This is a genomic window from Bradyrhizobium sp., from assembly GCF_022844465.1.
Lineage (GTDB): Bacteria > Pseudomonadota > Alphaproteobacteria > Rhizobiales > Xanthobacteraceae > Bradyrhizobium.
Genome location: NZ_JALHLP010000023.1, coordinates 52,563 through 69,734, shown reverse-complemented (window position 1 = coordinate 69,734; position 17,172 = coordinate 52,563). Strand labels below are relative to the sequence as shown.

Below are 17,172 nucleotides of genomic sequence, written 5' to 3'. Positions count from 1 at the left end.
GCCGGCCGGGGCTCCCGCCGCCCAGGCCCCGCCGGCCGGCGCCCCTGCTGCCGCGGCCCAGCCGCCGGAGCAGCAGGTTCAGCTGATCTACGCCCCCTGGACCAAGTTTTGCCTCAAGGGGCAGGAGGCCGGCGCCAAGCAGGTTTGCTTTACCGGCAAGGACGGTCGTATCGAATCCGGCCAGCCGGTGATCGCCGCCGTCATCATCGAGCCGGAAGGCGAGCCGAAGAAGATCCTGCGCGTGACACTGCCGCTCGGCATGCAGCTGACTCACGGAACCCGGGTGATCGTTGACGGCAACGCACCGCAGCAGAGCCCCTATGTGATCTGCTTCCAGAACGGCTGCATGTCCGACTACGAAGCCACGCCCGAGATGATCGGCGCCATGAAGAAGGGACAGAACCTCGTCGTTCAGGCGATCAACTCCAACGGCGCGCCGTTGACGCTGCCGTTGCCGCTGGCGGGTGAATTCGCCAAGGCCTATGACGGGCCGCCGACCGACCCGAAGGTTTTCGAGGAAAACCAGAAGAAACTGCAGGAAGAACTGCAAAAACGGGCTGAAGAGGCGCGCAAGAGGCTTGAAGCCAATCCGCCCGCGGGTGGTCCGGCCAATCCGGCCGCCAAGTAAGACCCTTGCTGGACGAAAAAAGGCGCCTCAACCGGGCGCCTTTTTCAATTCGATCGGCAGAATCAGTTGAGCGACGGATTGCGCGGTCGGTATCCACCCGACTTATCCTTCACGAAAATTTCGGCCACCTGCGAATGTCGGATCGGTTCGCCGGAATCATCGGGAAGAAGATTCTGTTCGGAGACATAGGCCACGTATTCGGACTCCGAGTTTTCCGCCAGCAGATGATAAAATGGTTGGTCCTTGTGCGGCCGGACCTCCTCGGGAATGGACAGCCACCATTCCTCGGTGTTGTTGAATGTCGGATCGATGTCGAAAATCACGCCACGGAAAGAGAACACCCGGTGGCGGACGATTTGACCGATCTGAAACTTGGCGGTGCGCGCTTTGATCATGTCCCGTCGAATAGACCATGATCGTGACCGATGCTAGAGGCATGGCCGGATTTAATGTTCAGGCGTCGAGCCCGAGTTTGCCGCCATGGTCCCGAAATCACTGACGAAAAGATGTTCCGGCGATGGTCGATATTCTCAACCTTGCGTTACCCTATTTTGGCCTGATCTTCATCGGCTTTGCGTGCGGAAAGACCCGGCGCTTGCCGGAATCCGGCCTGGCCTGGATGAACTTCTTCCTGCTTTACGTTTCGCTGCCGGCGCTGCTGTTCGGCATCATGTCCGAGACGCCGTTCTCCGAACTGAATAACCCGCCTTTCCTGATCGCCACCACGCTCGGGACCGTGAGTGCCTTTGTGCTTGCCATGATCGCGGGACGCACCATCGGTGAGCTTTCGTTGCGCAAGGCCACCATCGCCGGCCTCGCCGGCGCCTACGGCAATATCGGCTATATGGGCCCCGGGTTGGCGCTAGCCGTGCTCGGCAGCAAGGCGGCGGCGCCGACGGCCCTGATCTTCTGCTGCGACAGCATCTTCCTGTTTTCGATCGTACCGCTCCTGATCGCGGTCACCGGTCGTGAACATCCGTCCATGCTGCACGCCGTTGGTGTCGCGGCACGGCAGATCGCGCTGAATCCGCTGATCATGTCGGCCGTCGCCGGCGCGCTCGCGGCGGCGTTCCAGATCCGGCTGCCGGTGGCGATTGGCAACACGTTATTGTTCCTGCAGAACGCGGCGGCGCCGACGGCGCTGTTCGTGCTGGGCGTTACCGTCGCGCTCCGCCCGTTCGATCGCGTACCGTGGGAGGTGCCCGGCATCATCGCCGTGAAGCTCCTGATCCATCCGCTGATCGTGTTCGGGTTGATGTTGTTGTTCGGTCCGTTCGCTCAACCCTGGGCGGCGACCGCGGTGCTGATGGCGGCGCTGCCACCGGCATTGAACGTGTTCGTGATCGCCCGGCAGAACAATACCTGGATCGAGCCGGCCTCGGTTGCGGTCTTGATCGGGACCTTCGCCTCCGTGGTCACATTGACCGGCGTGATGTGGTTGATCCAGAGCGGACGACTGGTGTTTCCCTGAACGGCTTTCCGGTGAAAACGAGCGGCCGCCAACCGGTCTAGCCGACCCTGCGCCAGGTCGGCGCAAGTCCCTCGCGCATGGCGAGCCGTCGCAGCGGGCCGAAGCCGCCGAGCAGATGCATGCCGGCCGCGCGCAGCGATTGCACCGGCAAGAAATCGGCAAGCAGCGAGCGGTTGGCGATGTCAATTGCGATCATCCGGCTCGTAACGTCGGAACGGCGCGCGGACTGGTAGCGATCCAGCACGGACGGCGATCCCGGATCCTCTCCGAGCGCGATCGCTTTGCCCGCGATATCGGCAATATCGGCGGCATCGCGCAATCCCATGTTGAGACCCTGCGCGCCGATCGGCGGCAGCACATGGGCGGATTCGCCGACCAGCGCGACACGATGGCTGGCGAACTTCGTCGGACGTTCGATCGCCAGAGGAAACAGGCTGCGACCGGCTTCGACGTGTACGCGGCCGAGGATCGAATGTGATTGCGTTTCCGCGGCCTCCGATAGCTCATCGTCGCCAAGCGACATCAGCCGTTCGGCCTCCCTCGTGGTCGAAACCCAAACCACGCTGCAGCGGTTGCCGGGCAGGGGAACAAACACGCAGGGGCCCTGGGGCGTGTGAAACTCGGTGGACACGTTGGCGTGCGGCCGCGAATGGGCAATATTGAAGGTTAGCGCCGACTGATGCAGATCGCGACGGTTGATCGCAATTCCGGCGGCCTGGCGCGACGCCGATTGCCGTCCGTCGGCGCCGACCACCAGCCGCGCCGCAAGTCGATCGCCTTTGCCTGTACGGATGGAAACGGTCGCCTCCAGCGGCTCGATGGCGGTTGCCTCGTCGTCGAACCGGGTCAGGACCGCCATTTCGGCCGCGCGTTCTTCGAGCGCGACCATCAGCGACCGGTTTTCAATGTTGTAGCCGAACTGCTCGAGGCCGATCTCCTGCGAGGAGAACCGCACTTCGGGGGCGCGGATCAGCCGGCCGGTGTCGTCGACGAGGCGCATGGTTTGCAAGGCGGCGGCGTGGCTCCGGCAACGCGGCCAGACCTCCAGGCGTTCGAGCAGGTCTATTGAAGGACCCAGCAGCGCGGTCGTGCGGTTGTCGGGGTAGGGCGAGCGGCGGGCGAGCAGGGCGGTTCTGGCGCCGGTCGCGGCCAGCGCGATGGCGGCGGTCAAACCGGCTGGCCCGCCGCCGATCACGACGACATCGTAGGCTGGCAACGCATCATTCATGCCGGGACAATTGACGTTTTGAACGACTTTTTCAAGCTGTCTGCCCGTCGAAATGCATCGGTTACGTGGCGGAACGCGGCGAGCACGTGTATGCAAATCGGGGCGATTCCTGTTAGCAATGATGGCGAGATGGACCAGATCAGCCAGCCAGTTTCCGACCCAGCGACGAGCCGGGCCCGGGCCGCAGCATTTGCCGTGCACATATTCACGGCGATGGGCGCCGGAGTGGCATTGCTTGCGATGCTGGAAGCGGTGCGCGAGCATTGGGCCAACATGTTCGGCTGGCTTGGCGTGGCCTTGATCATCGACGCGATCGACGGCCCGCTGGCGCGAAAGCTGGACGTCATTCGGCTGCAGCCGAACTGGTCGGGCGAGGTGCTCGATCTCGTCATCGATTTTGTGACCTACGTGTTTATTCCGGCCTATGCAATCACGGCGAGCGGGATGCTGCTGCCGCTGGCGGCGCCAGTTCTCGGCATTGGCATTGTTGTGTCGGGCGCGCTCTACTTCGCGGACCGACGCATGAAGGCGGCGGACAATCATTTTCGCGGCTTTCCGGCGTTGTGGAACGCCGCCGCATTCTACCTGTTCCTGCTGCACTTGCCGCCGGTTCTTTCCACCCTGGGCATCGCTGTATTGGTGGCGCTGACGTTCGCGCCGTTTCACGTATTGCATCCGATTCGGGTCGTGCGTCTGCGCTGGCTGAATCTGTGGCTGATCGCGGTGTGGGCCGTGCTTGCGATCTACACGCTGGTACGGGATTTCAATGTGGGGGCGCCGGTCGTCGCCGTGCTTTGCGCCATAGCGGCCTACATCGTGGGAAGCGACGCGGTGATTCGCCGAATGAGGTTGTTCAAGACATGATGGAATTATTGACGAGCCCGGAGGCCTGGGCGGCGCTGTTGACGTTGACAGCGCTCGAGATCGTGCTGGGTATCGACAATGTCATTTTTCTTTCGGTTCTCGTCTCGCGCCTGCCGCCCGAGCAGGCCAAGCGCGCCCGTCAGATCGGACTGCTGCTGGCGCTGGTGTTTCGCATCGCCCTTCTGAGCGTGCTGGTTTGGCTGATAGGTCTCAAAGAACCTGTCATCACCGTCAAAAATATCGCGTTCTCGTGGCGTGACATCATCCTGATCGGCGGCGGCGCGTTCCTGATCGCCAAGGCAACCCACGAAATTCATGCCGAGGTCGAGGCGCGTCATTTCGAGCAAGACCAGGAACCCAAGGCGAGCGCGTTCTTCTGGGTGATCATCCAGATCATCGTCATCGATCTCGTTTTTTCCCTGGACTCGATCATCACCGCGATCGGCATGGTGGAAGAGATCGAGATCATGGTTGCGGCCGTCGTGATCGCCTGCATCGTGATGTACGTCTCGTCGGGCCCGGTGGCGAAGTTTGTGGCCGAGCATCCGACCACGAAAATGCTGGCGCTGGCGTTCCTTGTCCTGATCGGCATGGCGCTGGTGGCTGACGGATTCAAGTTCCACATCCCCCGCGGCTACATCTATTTTGCCATCACCTTCTCGGCCGCCGTCGAATTGTTCAATGTGCTCGCAAGGCGCAACCGGGTCAAAGTTGCCAGGTAGCCGGCTTTGGCCGGCTAGTTGACAAGGCGGCGGCGATGGCCTTCGTTTCGCCTGAAGTGGGCTGCTTCAGGACGACGCAGCCGAGGGAGAGACTGTCATGGCCAAGGCCGTGCGCGTGCACAAGGTGGGGGGTCCGGAGGCGCTGATATATGAGAGCGTGGACGTGCCGGCGCCGGGCCCGGGCGAAGTTCGAATCCGCCAGCATGCCGTCGGCCTGAACTTTATCGACGTTTATTACCGCACCGGACTCTACAAGGCGCCAGGCCTGCCGTTTATCGCGGGAAACGAGGCTGCGGGAGAAGTCGTGGCCGTCGGCGCAGGCGTGACCAACTTTCACCCGGGAGACCGCGTCGCCTATTATTTCACCCTCGGTGGATATGCCAGCGAAAGGGTGATCCCGGCGGACAACCTGGTCAAGCTCCCCGACCACATCACCTACGAGCAGGCCGCCGTCCTGATGCTCAAGGGGCTGACGGTCTGGTACCTCCTGCACAAGACCTTCAAGGTGGAGGCGGGACATCGCGTACTCATCCACGCCGCGGCCGGCGGCATCGGCCTGCTGGCCTGCCAATGGGCGAAGGCGCTGGGCGCCCGCGTGATCGGCACCGTCGGCTCCAAGGCCAAGGCGGACCTCGCGCTCGCCCATGGTTGTGATCACGTCATTCTCTACAACGAGGAGGATTTCGTCGCGCGGGTCAAGCAGATCAGCCGCAATGAACTCTGCGACGTCGTCTATGACGGCGTCGGCAAGAGCACGTTCCCGGGCTCCCTGTCGTGCCTGCGACCACGCGGCCTGTTCGTAAGCTTCGGCAACGCCTCCGGCCCGGTGCCGCCGTTTGCGCTTGCGGAGCTCAATAATCACGGCTCGCTGTTTGCGACCCGGCCAAAGCTCAATGACTACGTCAGCACGCGCAAGGAGCTGCTCGAAGGCGCCGACACGCTGTTCGCGGCGGTCATCAACGGCAAGCTCCACGTGCCGATCAACCATGCCTATGCGTTGAAGGATGCGGCCAAGGCGCATACGGAGCTTGAGAGCAGGGCCACGACTGGCGCGGGGATCTTGAGGCCTTAAGTCTCTCGGTCGTCATTCCGGGGCGATGCAAAGCATCGAACTATGGTGCGCAACTGCGCACCTGAGAATCTCGAGATTCCCCGATGCGCAATTGCGCATCTGAGGTCTGGTCCTACGGACCATCCCGGAATGACGACGGAGAGAACGTCAAGCCACCCGTCTCGCCGCGCCGGCCTTGAGCAAAATCGTGTCGAGGCAATCGATCATTGCCGATATCTCGTCCGCCGTGACGTTGAGCGCCGGCATGAAGCGCAGCGCGTCCGGCTGCGGCGAGTTCAACAGCACGCCTTCGGCAAACGCCTGCGCCACGATCGAGGCGCCGATCGGCAGCTTGAGGTCGAGCGCCAGCAGCAGCCCGCGGCCGCGCACCTCACCCAGCCCGTGCCGCGCCGAAAGCTTCTGCAGTTGGCTCTCCAGGAATAATCCGGCGTCCGCGGTGGATTTAAGGAAGTGCGGCGTGGCCACATGTTCAAGCACCGCGAGCCCGGCGGCGCACATCAGCGGATTGCCGTTGAAGGTGCCGCCCTGGTCGCCATGCTCGAAGCAGGAAGCGTGTTCGGTCGCGAGCAGGGCCGCCAGCGGCACGCCGCCGCCGATGCCTTTTCCAAGCGTCATGATGTCGGGCTCGATCCCGGAATGCTGGTAGTGGAACAGTTTTCCGGTGCGGCCCATGCCGGTCTGGATCTCGTCGACGATCAGGAGCAGTCCGTGCGCCTCGGTCAGCGCCCTCAGCTCCCTCAGAAACTGATCGGTTGCCGGCCACACGCCGGCTTCGCCCTGGATCGGCTCCAGCATCACCGCGACCGTTTTGTCGGAGATGAGTTGCTTGACGGAATCGAGGTCGTTGAGCCGGGCCTTGGGGAAACCGGCGACCTTGGGCTCGAACAGCGGCTCGAACGCCTTCTTGCCCGATGCTGACATGGTCGCCAGCGTGCGGCCATGAAAGCCGCCGACAAAGCTGATGATTTCAAACGCGCCGCCCTTGTGCTTCGCGCCGTATTTCCGCGCCAGCTTGATTGCGCCTTCGTTTGCCTCTGCCCCCGAATTTGCAAAGAACACCTGGTCGAAGCAGCTGTTGGCAACCAGCGCCCTGGCCAGCTTCAGGCTCGGTTCATTGAAGAAGGCGGGGCTCGGCGTCAGCAGCAGCTTTGATTGCCTGGCGAGCGCGTCGGCCACGATCGCCGGCGAATGGCCGAGGCAATTGACCGCCCAGCCCTGCATGAAATCGAGGTAACGCTTGCCGCTGTCATCCCACAGATAGGCGCCTTCGCCCTTGACGAAGACGGCGGGCGGCCGCGCGGTGATGTCCATCAGCGCGTCGAATGGTTCGGTGGCGTTGGTCATGTCGATCTCCGAGGGTGGGGGTGAAAAGCAGGCCGAAACGCAAGAAGGCCGCACTTTTGAGGGTGCGGCCTTCTCGAAAACGTTGCTGAACTAGTTAATCAGCGTTGTCGTCGGACACGGCGCGACCCATCATCGTCGATCGAGCGACGACGCAAGCAGGTGTGGCGGTTGGTCCGGTTCAACTTCATGGCGCAGGGCGATACAACCCGATGGCTGGCCCTGTCAAGCGGTTTCGGGGTTAAAACCCCGCGACGCTGCCGTGCAGGTCATATTGGTCGGCGCGCTCGATCCTGGCCGAGACGATCTCGCCGACCTTCAGCGGGCGGCGGCTGCTCAGATAGACCGCGCCGTCGATCTGCGGCGCGTCGGCCTTTGAACGTCCCTTCGCGACGGTCGGCCCGACCTCGTCGACGATAACCTGCTGCCGTGTGCCTACCTTGCGCTTCAGCCGCCGCGCCGAGATCTTCTGCTGCCGCGCCATCAGCGCGTTCCAGCGCTCCTGCTTGATTTCGTCAGGCACGGCGTGGCCGAGGGTGTTCGAGACGGCACCCGCGACCGGCTCGTATTTGAAGCAACCGAGGCGATCGATTTCGGCCTCTTCGAGCCAGTCGAGCAGATAGGCGAAATCGGCATCGGTCTCGCCGGGAAACCCGACGATGAAGGTCGAGCGCAGCGTCAGGTCAGGGCATTGCTCACGCCACTTCTTGATCCGCGCCAGCGTCTTTTCCTGCGCGGCGGGGCGCTTCATCGCCTTCAGCACTTCCGGGCTGGCGTGCTGAAAGGGGATGTCGAGGTAGGGTAGAACCTTGCCTTCAATCATCAGGCCGATGACCTCGTCGACATGCGGGTAGGGGTAGACATACTGCAGCCGAACCCAGGCGCCGAGATCGCCGAGTTCTTTTGCCAGATCGAAGAATCTGGCGCGGACCTGACGATCTCTCCAGGGGCTCTCCGCATACTTGATGTCGATGCCGTAGGCGGAAGTATCCTGCGAGATAACAAGCAATTCCTTGACGCCGGCGGCGACGAGCTTTTCCGCCTCGCGCAGCACCTCACCGGCGGGTCGCGATACCAGGTCGCCGCGTAGTTTCGGGATGATGCAGAAGCTGCAGCGATTGTTGCAGCCCTCCGAGATTTTCAGGTACGCGTAGTGCCGGGGCGTCAGCTTGACGCCCTGCGGCGGCATCAGATCGAGGTGCGGATTGTGCACCGGCGGCAACGCCCGGTGCACGGCCTCCAGTACACTCTCATATTGCTGCGGGCCGGTGATCGACAACACGCCGGGATAGGCCGCCTCGATCTGTTCAGGCTCGGCGCCCATACAGCCGGTGACGATAACCTTGCCGTTCTCGGCCATCGCCTCGCCGATGGCGCTGAGTGACTCCTGTTTGGCGCTGTCGAGAAAGCCGCAAGTATTGACGATGACGATGTCGGCGCCGGCATGCTTGCGCGCCAGCTCGTAGCCTTCGGCGCGCAGCCGGGTGATGATGCGCTCGGAATCGACCAGCGCCTTGGGGCACCCAAGCGAAACAAAGCTGACTTTGGGCGCGGCGGCCTGCTGCATATCGGATCTGCCTGATTGATAAGCAGGAGCTAGTCCTATTTGCTCATATTTACAAGGCTTTGCGCCGGCGTCCGACGTGCTATGGATGCGTGCCGGGTTAAGAGTTGACCGATGAACGCCGAGTCGTCGCCGAAAATCGTCATTGTCGACGAAAGCCCGATCCGTGCCGCGATCCTGCAAGAGGGATTGCGGGAGGCGGGCTTTACCGGCGTTGTTCATATCAGCGAAATGCAGAGCCTGCTAGCGCGAATTTATGCGCTCGACCCCGACGTCATCCTGATTGACCTGGAAAATCCGAGCCGCGACGTGCTGGAGCAGATGTTCCAGGTCAGCCGCGCGGTGCGCCGGCCGATTGCCATGTTCGTCGACCAGAGCGACTCGGCCTCGATCCAGGCCTCGGTCGATGCCGGGGTTTCCGCCTATATCGTCGATGGCCTGAAGAAGGAGCGGATCAAGCCGATCCTCGACCTCTGCATCTCCCGCTTCAATGCGTTCTCGAAACTGCAGGACGAACTCGACCGCACCAAGTCCGCGCTCGAGGAGCGCAAGGTCATCGATCGCGCCAAGGGCATCCTGATGAAGGTCAAGGGCCTGACGGAGGACGAGGCCTATGTGCTGATGCGCTCCACGGCGATGCGCGAGAAGAAGAAGATAGGCGAGATCGCGCAGTCGATCCTGACCGCGTCGGAGTTGCTGAAATGACGACACCGCTGCACATCGGCTTCATCCCTCTGGTCGACGCCGCCGCGCTCATTGTCGCCGTGGACAAGGGCTTTGCGGCGGCCGAAGGACTCGATGTCACGCTTGTGCGGGAGGTGTCGTGGTCCAATATCCGCGACAAGCTCAACATCGGCCTGTTCGACGCGGCTCATCTGCTGGCGCCGGTGGCGATCGCCTCGAGCCTCGGGCTCGGGCACGTCAAGGTCCCGATCGTGGCGCCGTTTAATCTGGGCCTGAACGGCAATGCCATTACCGTGTCGCCGGAACTGCATGCGGCCATCATGAGCGAGCGGGAGGGCGACGGCCTGGATCCCATGACCACCGCGCGGGCGTTGGCCCGCGTTGTCGCCAGGCGACGCAGGATCGGTGCCGATCCCTTGACGTTCGGCATGACATTCCCGTTCTCCACCCACAACTACCAGCTCCGGTTCTGGATGGCGGCAGGCGGCGTCGATCCCGACGAGGACGTGCGCCTGGTCGTGCTGCCGCCACCCTACATGGTGGACAGCCTCGCCAATGGCCATGTCGATGCATTCTGCGTCGGCGCGCCCTGGAATTCGGTCGCCGTCGATTTGGGTGTCGGCCACATCCTGCATTTCGTCTCGGATATCCTGGAGCGGGCCGCTGAAAAGGTGCTCGCGGTCAGGCAGAACTGGTCGGAGAGGAATCCGGACGTGCTGGCAGCCCTGATCCGGGCGGCGTCACGCGCGGCCGAGTTCATCGAACGGCAGGAAAACCGCGCTGAGGTCGCCCGCCTGCTGGCTCAGCCCGAAAGAATTGGCGTCGAAGCCGAAGTGATCCAACGCACCCTCGACGGCCGCCTCAAGGTTTCCCCGGGCGGGGACCGGCGTGAGAGCCGCCGCTATCTTCTCATCGGGCGCGAAGGCGCTGCGCGGCCCGATCCTGCGCAGGCTGCCTGGCTCTACGCGCAGATGGTGCGCTGGGGCCAGACGGCGATGCGGCCGGACGCGCTTCGAACCGCGATGGGTGTCTTCCAGCCCAACCTATACGATGCCGCCATGGGGCTACAGGGCAGGACGCCAGACGCTACCGATGCCATCGGAGCCTTCGCTGGCCCGGCGTTCGATCCCACCGATATCACCAGTCACCTGAAGGCGTTCAAGATCGGTCATTGGAAATCCTGAGCCAGCTCGGCGCAAGCAACCTCGGGCAAGGGCAGAGGTATCGGCTAAATTTTGGGCATGTGCCCAAACGAGCAATGAAGCGTGCCCCATCGCTGCCCGAACATCCGCGCAACCAATTGAAATAGCGGTACATTTCTTCAAGTTGATCTGGCACGCAACTTGAATGGTGCAGTGCAGCCGGTGAGCGCAGACGCCCGTCGGCGCATATCCAGGATGGACTTCCGCAGCAACGAAGCTGGTCGAACCGCTGCTCTGCCAGGCCGGAGCGGTCACACCCAAATCGTTGACGCCACCTCATCGTGGCCGCAGGAGCTTCGTCGCGCACCATGAAGATTGAAACGCTCCCAGTCGACTTTACCGACGAGCAGAAGCGCTATCTGGAAGGCTTTACGAGCGGCTTGCAGATCAGCCGGGTCGGCCGCGGCCTCGGCGGCGGTTCGGGCAAGGCCAATGCGGAACCGATCGGGCCGGATGCCGCGCACATCAAGGCGCAGGACAAGGTCACGGCCTCCGGCAAGAAACTCGCCGATCAGGAAAAATTCAAGCGAGAGGAACATCCGTTCGATGCCTATCCGCGGCTGAAGCAGCAGGCGCTCGACAACGTGCCGCCGAGCCCGGCCGACAATTTTCGCTGGCGTTACTACGGCTTGTTTTACGTCGCGCCGGCGCAGGACTCCTACATGTGCCGGCTGCGGATTCCGAACGGGATCATGAAGCATTGGCAGCTCGCCGGAATGGCTGATCTCGCCGAGCACCTGTGCGGGCCGTTCTGCAACGTCACCACGCGCGCAAATCTGCAGGTGCGCGAAATTCCCTTCAGCAATTCGGTAGCGTTGATCGAAGGCATCCAGGAGCTCGGCTTGTGTTCCCGCGGTTCGGGCGCCGACAACATCCGCAATGTGACAGGCACGCCGACGGCGGGGATCGATCCGCAGGAACTGCTCGACACCCGCGAATATACCCGCGCGTGGCACTATCATATCCTCAACGACCGTTCGCTGACCGGACTGCCACGCAAATTCAACGTTGCCTTCGACGGCGCCGGCAAGATCGCGGTGCTGGAAGATACCAACGATATCGCGTTCTCCGCAGTCGAGGTCAAAGACGGGTTCGGCGTCGAGCCCGGCATCTGGTTCCGCCTCGGCCTGGGCGGCATTACCGGCCACAGGGACTTCGCCAGCGACACCGGCATCATCGTCCGGCCGGCGGATGCAACCGGGGTCGCCGACGCGATCGTTCGCGTCTTCATTGATACCGGTGACCGCACCAATCGCCTGAAGGCGCGAATGAAATACGTGATCGACGCGATCGGAATGGACAAGTATCTCGCCCTCGTCGAAGAAAAACTCGGCCGTGCCCTCATCCGTGTTCCTCCGGAAGCGATTGCGCCGCGCCCGGCGTTCGACCGCATGGCGCATATCGGCGTCCACAGGCAGAAGCAGGAAGGCCTGAACTGGATCGGCGTCGCGCTGCCGCTCGGCAAGCTCACCTGCGAGCAGATGCGAGGGCTTGCCAGGATCGCGCAGGACCTCGGCGACGGCGATATCCGCCTCACGGTCTGGCAGAACCTGCTGATTTCGGGCGTGCGCGACGATCGCATCAAGCTCGCAATCGCCGCGATCAAGACGATCGGGATGGCGGCGGAGGCCTCGCAGATTCGCGCCGGGCTGATCGCCTGCACGGGCAATGCCGGCTGCAAATTCGCGGCGTCGGACACCAAGCGCCACGCGGCCGAGATCGCCGACTGGTGCGAGCCGCGCGTCAACATCGACACGCCGCTCAACATCCATCTCACCGGCTGCCATCATTCCTGCGCGCAGCACTATATCAGCGACCTCGGGCTGATAGCAGCCAAAGTGCCCGTCGGCGATGGCGACGACACCGTCGAGGGTTACCACCTGTTCGCGGGCGGAGGCTTTGGCCCCGATGCCGACATCGGGCAGGAAGTCTATCGCGATCTCAGGGCCGAAGACGCGCCGCGAACGGTAGAGCGGTTGCTGAAAGCCTATCTGACGCATCGCGCCTCGCCCGGGGAAACATTTCTTGCATTTGCGCGCCGCCATGACGGGGAAGCGCTGCGCAGGCTTGCCGAGGTCGAGGTGTCGTCATGAACCAGATCACGCCTCCACCGAAAATCGAGATCATCCCTTCCAACGCGCCGTTCTCCGAAGCGCAGCGTTCCTGGCTGAACGGGTTCTTTGCCGGGTTGATGTTTGACGCGCCGACACCGCTGACGGCGGAGCAGGGCGCGGTGGTCATGCATGGCGACGGCGATGACGGCGAGGCGCCGTGGCATGACCAGACCATGCCGATTGCCGATCGCATGAAGCTTGCCGAAGGCCGCCCGTTGCGGCGGCGCATGATGGCGGCCATGGCCCAGCAGGACTGCGGCCAGTGCGGCTACGACTGCCACAACTATTCGGAGGCGATTGCAAACCGGAGTGAAACGCGGCTCAATCTCTGCGTCCCCGGCGGCAAGGAAACCGCGCGGATGCTGAAATCACTGTTTGAGGACATCGACAAGGCGCCGGCAGCGCAACCGTTGGCGTCCTCTGCTCCGCCGGCTACGCCGACGGTCGCAGCGCCGCCTGGACGATCGCGCGACAACCCGATTCCCGCGATCTTCCAGTCCCGTCGCCTGCTGAACAAGAAGGGCTCGGAAAAAGAGACCTGGCATATCGATTTCGATCTGTCGGACTGCGGTCTCGATTATGTCGTTGGCGATTCCATTGGGGTTTTCGCGCGCAACGAGGTCGGGCTGGTGGACCAGATCATTGCGCTTCTCAGCGCGTCGCACACGACGCGGGTGAATGGCAAGACCTTGCGCGAAGTCTTGATCGACGACGTCTCGCTGTCTCCGGCACCGGACTCGCTGTTCGAATTGATCTCTTTCGTTACCGGCGGCGCCTATCGCGAAAAGGCCAGGGCGCTGGCCCAGGGCGAGGATCCCGACGGCGACGCGGAGGTTCTGGATGTCATGGCGGCGCTGCAGAAGTTCTCGGGGGTCCGTCCCCACCCCGAGGCCTTTGTCGAAGCGCTCGAGCCGTTGCAGCCAAGGCTCTACTCGATCTCGTCGTCGAACAACGCTACGCCGGGGAAACTCTCCCTGACCGTCGATTGCGTCCGCTACGTCATCGGCAAGCGCCGGCGGCTTGGCCTTGCTTCCACGTTCCTTGCCGAACGTATCAATCCGGGAGAGCAGGTGAAAGTTTATGTGCAGAAAGCGCATGGCTTCGCGCTGCCACAGGATCCGAGGACGCCCATCATCATGATCGGACCCGGCACCGGCATCGCGCCATTCCGAGCCTTCCTGCATGATCGCCGCGCCACCGGCGCGCCCGGCAGGAACTGGCTGTTCTTCGGCCATCAGCGCAGCGATTGCGACTTCTTCTATGCGGATGAGCTCAACGCCATGAAGAGCTCAGGCCTGCTGACAAGGCTGTCGCTGGCCTGGTCGCGCGACAGCGACAGGAAGTTCTACGTCCAGGATCGCATGCGCGAGGTCGGCGGCGAACTGTGGACCTGGCTCGCCGAGGGCGCCAACGTCTATGTCTGCGGCGACGCCAAGCGGATGGCCAAGGACGTCGAGCGCGCGCTGGTCGATATCGTCGCACAGTACGGTGCCCGGACCACTGACGACGCCGTCAGCTTTGTCGCGGAACTCAAGAGAAAGGGCCGGTTCCAGCAGGACGTGTACTGATCCGATCAAAAATCGGCCCACCTTCTAGCTGCTGTACTGCTTGCTGTTCCTTGCAGGTCCGTACGGAAAACCTATGACGTTTTCATCTTGAACGGTGCTACCTCAATCCCCGCCATCTTCAACGCCTGACGCACCCCGCGTCCGATCTCGACCGCGCCCGGCGTATCGCCGTGAATGCATACGGTATCGGTGCGCATCTTGATCACCTTGCCCGTGACCGAGACCACCGCGCCGTCCTGCACCATCCGTACCACGCGATCCGCAATCTCTCTGACGTCGTGCAACACGGCCCCCGGCTTCTTGCGCGAGACCAACGAGCCATCGTCCTCGTAGGCGCGGTCGGCGAAGACCTCATGCACCATCGGCAGGTTGGCGGCTTCGCCGGCCCGCACCAGCCTGGAGTTGGCGAGCACGACGAAGATCAGATTGGGATCGACCGCCCTGATGCCGCCGGCGATCGCCTTGGCGGTCATGTCGTCCTCGCAGGCGACGTTGGAAAGTGCCCCGTGCGCTTTCACATGAGTGACCTTGTAGCCGGCCGCGGTCGCGATCGCCTGCAGCGCACCGATCTGGTAGGCGATCAGGTTCTCGATCTCGGACGATTTCAATCCCGGGATCGGTCGCCGGCCGAAGCCATGGAGGTCGCGATATCCGGGGTGTGCGCCGACGCTGACGCCGCGGGCTTTCGCAAGCTCGACCGTGCGCCGCATGATGTCGGCATCGCCGGCATGAAAGCCGCAAGCGACGTTCACCGACGTCGCCAACTCGATCATCGCGGCGTCATTTCCCATTTCCCACGCGCCAAATCCTTCGCCGAGATCACAATTGAGGTCTATGGTTGTCATGTTGGCGGTCCGTTTCCGATGCGTGGATCCAGTTGCTCAATCCAATTCTGATGCATCCGATGATCTGGCATGCCAGGTCGCGGCATCGACAGCACTGACGGCGTGGCCTGCGACGTTGGCATCGTGCATCGCATCGATGTCGAGATCAATGCTTTCGACGGCGCGCAATCGGTCGGGCAGGGTGCGCAGCAAGCCGGCGAACTTGCGCGCCTCGGCCTGAGCTTCCGCCATGCTGACGGCCCTGAAGCGAAATGCTTGGCCGGCCGGTATCTGCGCCAACCGTCCGAGGTCCGCCGAGATCACGGTCGCGATCTTGGGATAGCCGCCGCTGGTGCCGCGATCAGGCATCAGAACGATCGGCTGCCCGCTGCCGGGCACCTGCAGGCTGCCGTTCACCGTGCCGTCGGAGACGATATTGTGGCCGTAGAGGTGCTTAAGGACCGGGCCTTCGAGCCGGTAGCCCATGCGGTCGCTGGTCGCGGATATCTTCCACTCGCTGTCGATCAACAGTTGTTTTGACTGTTCGGGGAATTCGTCATCCTGGGGGCCCCAGACCACGCGGATCGGCGCGTCGGTTGAGGCCGGCAGCTCGATCCGTTGTTCGATCGCGCCGCCGGCGGTCGCGGTCTGCAATTCGTCACCCGCCTGCAGGGGGCGCGGATAGGGGCTGCCGAGGCCGGCGCGGGCGTTGACCGCGAGACTGCCGAACATCGGTTCGCCGAGAATGCCACCTTCGATGGCGAGATAGCTGAACGATCCGCCGCGGGCAAAGCCGAGAGTGAGCGTTTCGCCGTCCGCGATCGTGATAGAACGATCGAACGACACCGCGCGGCCCGCGATATCGGCATTGCGTGGGGCCCCGGCCAGTGCCACGCGGACCGGCCCGCGCGCCGTGAGCTTGGCGCCAAACGGACCAATCTCGATGGCGGCAGCAAATGCATCATTGCCGACCAGCGTGTTGGCAACAGCCAGCGCCAATCGATCGATCGCACCGCTCGGCACCAACCCGTAGCGTTGCGCGCCGAAGCGTCCGCCGTCCTGGACCGAACTTGCCGGGCCGATCGATATAACGCGGAGTCGGCTCACGACGCCACCAACTCGGCAATGAATTCGCCGGTTTCGGCGGCGCGATCCTGCTCCGCAAAGACCTTGGCGTCGACGGACACGAAAGTGACGGCATCGCCAGGCTCCAGCAGGAAGATCGGATCGCGATGAAGCTGGTAGGTGCGGACCGCCGTCCGTCCCAAAAGATGCCAGCCGCTCGGACCGGCGAGGCACTGGATGCCGGTCTGAACGCCGCCGATCGAGATCGTGCCGGCCGGCGTCAGCAGACGCGGGTTCTGCCGTCGCGGCAGGTGCAGCGATTCCGTGAGTCCACTCAGATAGGACCAGCCGGGCGTAAAGCCAATCATCGCAACGCGGTAATCTCCGGCGACGTGCCGTGCCACGATTTCGCCGGGCGTGGCGTTGAGGGCTTTGGCGACATCCTCGAGGTCAATGCCGTGTTCACCGCCATAGACCACGGGAATACGCCATCGTCGCGTTCGCACCACTGCCGGAGCCGGCCGTTGTGCCAGCGCGAGCAGCTTTTCGCCGAGCTCGTCAAAGCCGATGGTGACGGGATCGTAATGCACGAGCAGGGAGCGATAGGTCGGAACCGTCTCGGTGACGCCCTTGACTGGTTCTGCAGCCATGGCGCGGTCGAGCGCCAGCACCCGCCAGTTGGCGTCGTCGTCAATGTTGCGGCTGAATTCCACCGTGACGGCGCTGTCGCCACTCGGCAAGAGGCGGGGTGGGGATCGCGTTGCTGCCATGGCCTTGGAACTGTCTCGCAGCTGCCTTGCAGCTATGGGGGCTCGCTTTAAGCTG

Annotated in this window: 16 protein-coding genes; 9 read left to right on the top strand and 7 right to left on the bottom strand. The window is 63.2% G+C overall.

Annotated elements, in window-relative coordinates; genetic code table 11:
• The coding region (locus Q0D31_RS22420; RefSeq protein WP_291856193.1) for an invasion associated locus B family protein at positions 1 to 628 on the top strand (628 nt) is incomplete at its 5' end.
• Between the two features lie 62 nt (positions 629 to 690).
• Here the strand turns inward: Q0D31_RS22420 and hspQ are convergent.
• Positions 691 to 1,023: a heat shock protein HspQ gene (gene hspQ, locus Q0D31_RS22415; protein ID WP_291856190.1), complete on the bottom strand. Its 333-nt coding sequence runs from the start codon at positions 1,021 to 1,023 to the stop codon at positions 691 to 693.
• 122 nt (positions 1,024 to 1,145) lie between these two features.
• Between hspQ and Q0D31_RS22410 the strand changes: the two genes are divergently transcribed.
• Entirely contained in the window at positions 1,146 to 2,099 is a 954-nt protein-coding gene (locus tag Q0D31_RS22410; protein ID WP_291856188.1) for an AEC family transporter, read from the top strand.
• 37 nt (positions 2,100 to 2,136) lie between these two features.
• Here the strand turns inward: Q0D31_RS22410 and Q0D31_RS22405 are convergent, their stop codons facing one another.
• Complete coding sequence (locus Q0D31_RS22405; RefSeq protein ID WP_291856186.1) at positions 2,137 to 3,327, bottom strand: UbiH/UbiF family hydroxylase; 1,191 nt, start codon at positions 3,325 to 3,327, stop codon at positions 2,137 to 2,139.
• Between the two features lie 129 nt (positions 3,328 to 3,456).
• Here Q0D31_RS22405 and pcsA point away from each other — a divergent pair, with 129 nt between their 5' ends.
• The 3 genes from pcsA to Q0D31_RS22390 all read left to right on the top strand — a co-directional run bounded on the left by pcsA (position 3,457) and on the right by Q0D31_RS22390 (position 5,985).
• Positions 3,457 to 4,191 (top strand): phosphatidylcholine synthase, encoded by a 735-nt coding sequence (gene pcsA / locus Q0D31_RS22400; RefSeq protein WP_291856184.1) that lies wholly within the window; start codon positions 3,457 to 3,459, stop codon positions 4,189 to 4,191.
• The gene (locus Q0D31_RS22395) at positions 4,188 to 4,913 is read left to right on the top strand and encodes a TerC family protein (RefSeq protein WP_291856182.1); all 726 of its coding nucleotides are present in this window, start codon (positions 4,188 to 4,190) and stop codon (positions 4,911 to 4,913) included. Before pcsA ends, Q0D31_RS22395 begins: the two co-directional genes overlap by 4 nt.
• Positions 4,914 to 5,010: 97 nt before the next feature.
• Positions 5,011 to 5,985: a quinone oxidoreductase gene (locus tag Q0D31_RS22390; protein ID WP_291856180.1), complete on the top strand. Its 975-nt coding sequence runs from the start codon at positions 5,011 to 5,013 to the stop codon at positions 5,983 to 5,985.
• 147 nt (positions 5,986 to 6,132) lie between these two features.
• Here the strand turns inward: Q0D31_RS22390 and Q0D31_RS22385 are convergent, their stop codons facing one another.
• Together Q0D31_RS22385 and rimO are read right to left on the bottom strand one after the other, a co-directional pair.
• Positions 6,133 to 7,329 carry an acetylornithine transaminase gene (locus Q0D31_RS22385; protein WP_291856178.1) on the bottom strand — a complete coding sequence of 399 codons (1,197 nt, stop codon included), beginning with the start codon at positions 7,327 to 7,329 and terminating at the stop codon, positions 6,133 to 6,135.
• A gap of 238 nt (positions 7,330 to 7,567) precedes the next feature.
• Positions 7,568 to 8,893 (bottom strand): 30S ribosomal protein S12 methylthiotransferase RimO, encoded by a 1,326-nt coding sequence (rimO, locus tag Q0D31_RS22380; protein WP_291856176.1) that lies wholly within the window; start codon positions 8,891 to 8,893, stop codon positions 7,568 to 7,570.
• Positions 8,894 to 9,004: 111 nt separating this feature from the next.
• On the opposite strand from rimO, the gene Q0D31_RS22375 reads away from it, so the two are divergent.
• From Q0D31_RS22375 to Q0D31_RS22360, 4 genes are all read left to right on the top strand, one after another.
• Entirely contained in the window at positions 9,005 to 9,595 is a 591-nt protein-coding gene (locus Q0D31_RS22375; RefSeq protein ID WP_291856174.1) for an ANTAR domain-containing protein, read from the top strand.
• The gene (locus tag Q0D31_RS22370) at positions 9,592 to 10,758 is read left to right on the top strand and encodes a CmpA/NrtA family ABC transporter substrate-binding protein (RefSeq protein WP_291856172.1); all 1,167 of its coding nucleotides are present in this window, start codon (positions 9,592 to 9,594) and stop codon (positions 10,756 to 10,758) included. The genes Q0D31_RS22375 and Q0D31_RS22370 overlap by 4 nt, the downstream gene beginning before the upstream one ends.
• 326 nt (positions 10,759 to 11,084) lie before the next feature.
• Positions 11,085 to 12,869: a NirA family protein gene (locus tag Q0D31_RS22365; protein WP_291856170.1), complete on the top strand. Its 1,785-nt coding sequence runs from the start codon at positions 11,085 to 11,087 to the stop codon at positions 12,867 to 12,869.
• Positions 12,866 to 14,458 carry a sulfite reductase subunit alpha gene (locus Q0D31_RS22360; RefSeq protein ID WP_291856168.1) on the top strand — a complete coding sequence of 531 codons (1,593 nt, stop codon included), beginning with the start codon at positions 12,866 to 12,868 and terminating at the stop codon, positions 14,456 to 14,458. Before Q0D31_RS22365 ends, Q0D31_RS22360 begins: the two co-directional genes overlap by 4 nt.
• A gap of 71 nt (positions 14,459 to 14,529) precedes the next feature.
• Here Q0D31_RS22360 and Q0D31_RS22355 read toward each other — a convergent pair whose 3' ends face one another.
• The 3 genes from Q0D31_RS22355 to pxpB are packed head-to-tail and all read right to left on the bottom strand — an operon-like array spanning position 14,530 to position 17,117.
• Positions 14,530 to 15,303 (bottom strand): 5-oxoprolinase subunit PxpA, encoded by a 774-nt coding sequence (locus Q0D31_RS22355; protein WP_291856166.1) that lies wholly within the window; start codon positions 15,301 to 15,303, stop codon positions 14,530 to 14,532.
• A 36-nt stretch (positions 15,304 to 15,339) separates the two neighbouring features.
• Positions 15,340 to 16,389 carry a biotin-dependent carboxyltransferase family protein gene (locus Q0D31_RS22350; RefSeq protein WP_291856164.1) on the bottom strand — a complete coding sequence of 350 codons (1,050 nt, stop codon included), beginning with the start codon at positions 16,387 to 16,389 and terminating at the stop codon, positions 15,340 to 15,342.
• Positions 16,386 to 17,117, bottom strand: a complete 732-nt coding sequence (gene pxpB, locus Q0D31_RS22345) for a 5-oxoprolinase subunit PxpB (protein ID WP_291856162.1) — start codon at positions 17,115 to 17,117, stop codon at positions 16,386 to 16,388. The genes Q0D31_RS22350 and pxpB overlap by 4 nt, the downstream gene beginning before the upstream one ends.
• Positions 17,118 to 17,172 lie beyond the last annotated feature (55 nt).

Excerpts from the sequence above, each read along its gene's own strand:
- hspQ (WP_291856190.1), bottom strand. The coding sequence starts at position 1,023 with ATGATCAAAGCGCGCACCGCCAAGTTTCAGATCGGTCAAATCGTCCGC.
- Q0D31_RS22410 (WP_291856188.1), top strand. The coding sequence starts at position 1,146 with ATGGTCGATATTCTCAACCTTGCGTTACCCTATTTTGGCCTGATCTTC.
- Q0D31_RS22405 (WP_291856186.1), bottom strand. The coding sequence starts at position 3,327 with ATGAATGATGCGTTGCCAGCCTACGATGTCGTCGTGATCGGCGGCGGG.
- pcsA (WP_291856184.1), top strand. The coding sequence starts at position 3,457 with ATGGACCAGATCAGCCAGCCAGTTTCCGACCCAGCGACGAGCCGGGCC.
- Q0D31_RS22395 (WP_291856182.1), top strand. The coding sequence starts at position 4,188 with ATGATGGAATTATTGACGAGCCCGGAGGCCTGGGCGGCGCTGTTGACG.
- Q0D31_RS22390 (WP_291856180.1), top strand. The coding sequence starts at position 5,011 with ATGGCCAAGGCCGTGCGCGTGCACAAGGTGGGGGGTCCGGAGGCGCTG.
- Q0D31_RS22385 (WP_291856178.1), bottom strand. The coding sequence starts at position 7,329 with ATGACCAACGCCACCGAACCATTCGACGCGCTGATGGACATCACCGCG.
- rimO (WP_291856176.1), bottom strand. The coding sequence starts at position 8,893 with ATGCAGCAGGCCGCCGCGCCCAAAGTCAGCTTTGTTTCGCTTGGGTGC.
- Q0D31_RS22375 (WP_291856174.1), top strand. The coding sequence starts at position 9,005 with ATGAACGCCGAGTCGTCGCCGAAAATCGTCATTGTCGACGAAAGCCCG.
- Q0D31_RS22370 (WP_291856172.1), top strand. The coding sequence starts at position 9,592 with ATGACGACACCGCTGCACATCGGCTTCATCCCTCTGGTCGACGCCGCC.
- Q0D31_RS22365 (WP_291856170.1), top strand. The coding sequence starts at position 11,085 with ATGAAGATTGAAACGCTCCCAGTCGACTTTACCGACGAGCAGAAGCGC.
- Q0D31_RS22360 (WP_291856168.1), top strand. The coding sequence starts at position 12,866 with ATGAACCAGATCACGCCTCCACCGAAAATCGAGATCATCCCTTCCAAC.
- Q0D31_RS22355 (WP_291856166.1), bottom strand. The coding sequence starts at position 15,303 with ATGACAACCATAGACCTCAATTGTGATCTCGGCGAAGGATTTGGCGCG.
- pxpB (WP_291856162.1), bottom strand. The coding sequence starts at position 17,117 with ATGGCAGCAACGCGATCCCCACCCCGCCTCTTGCCGAGTGGCGACAGC.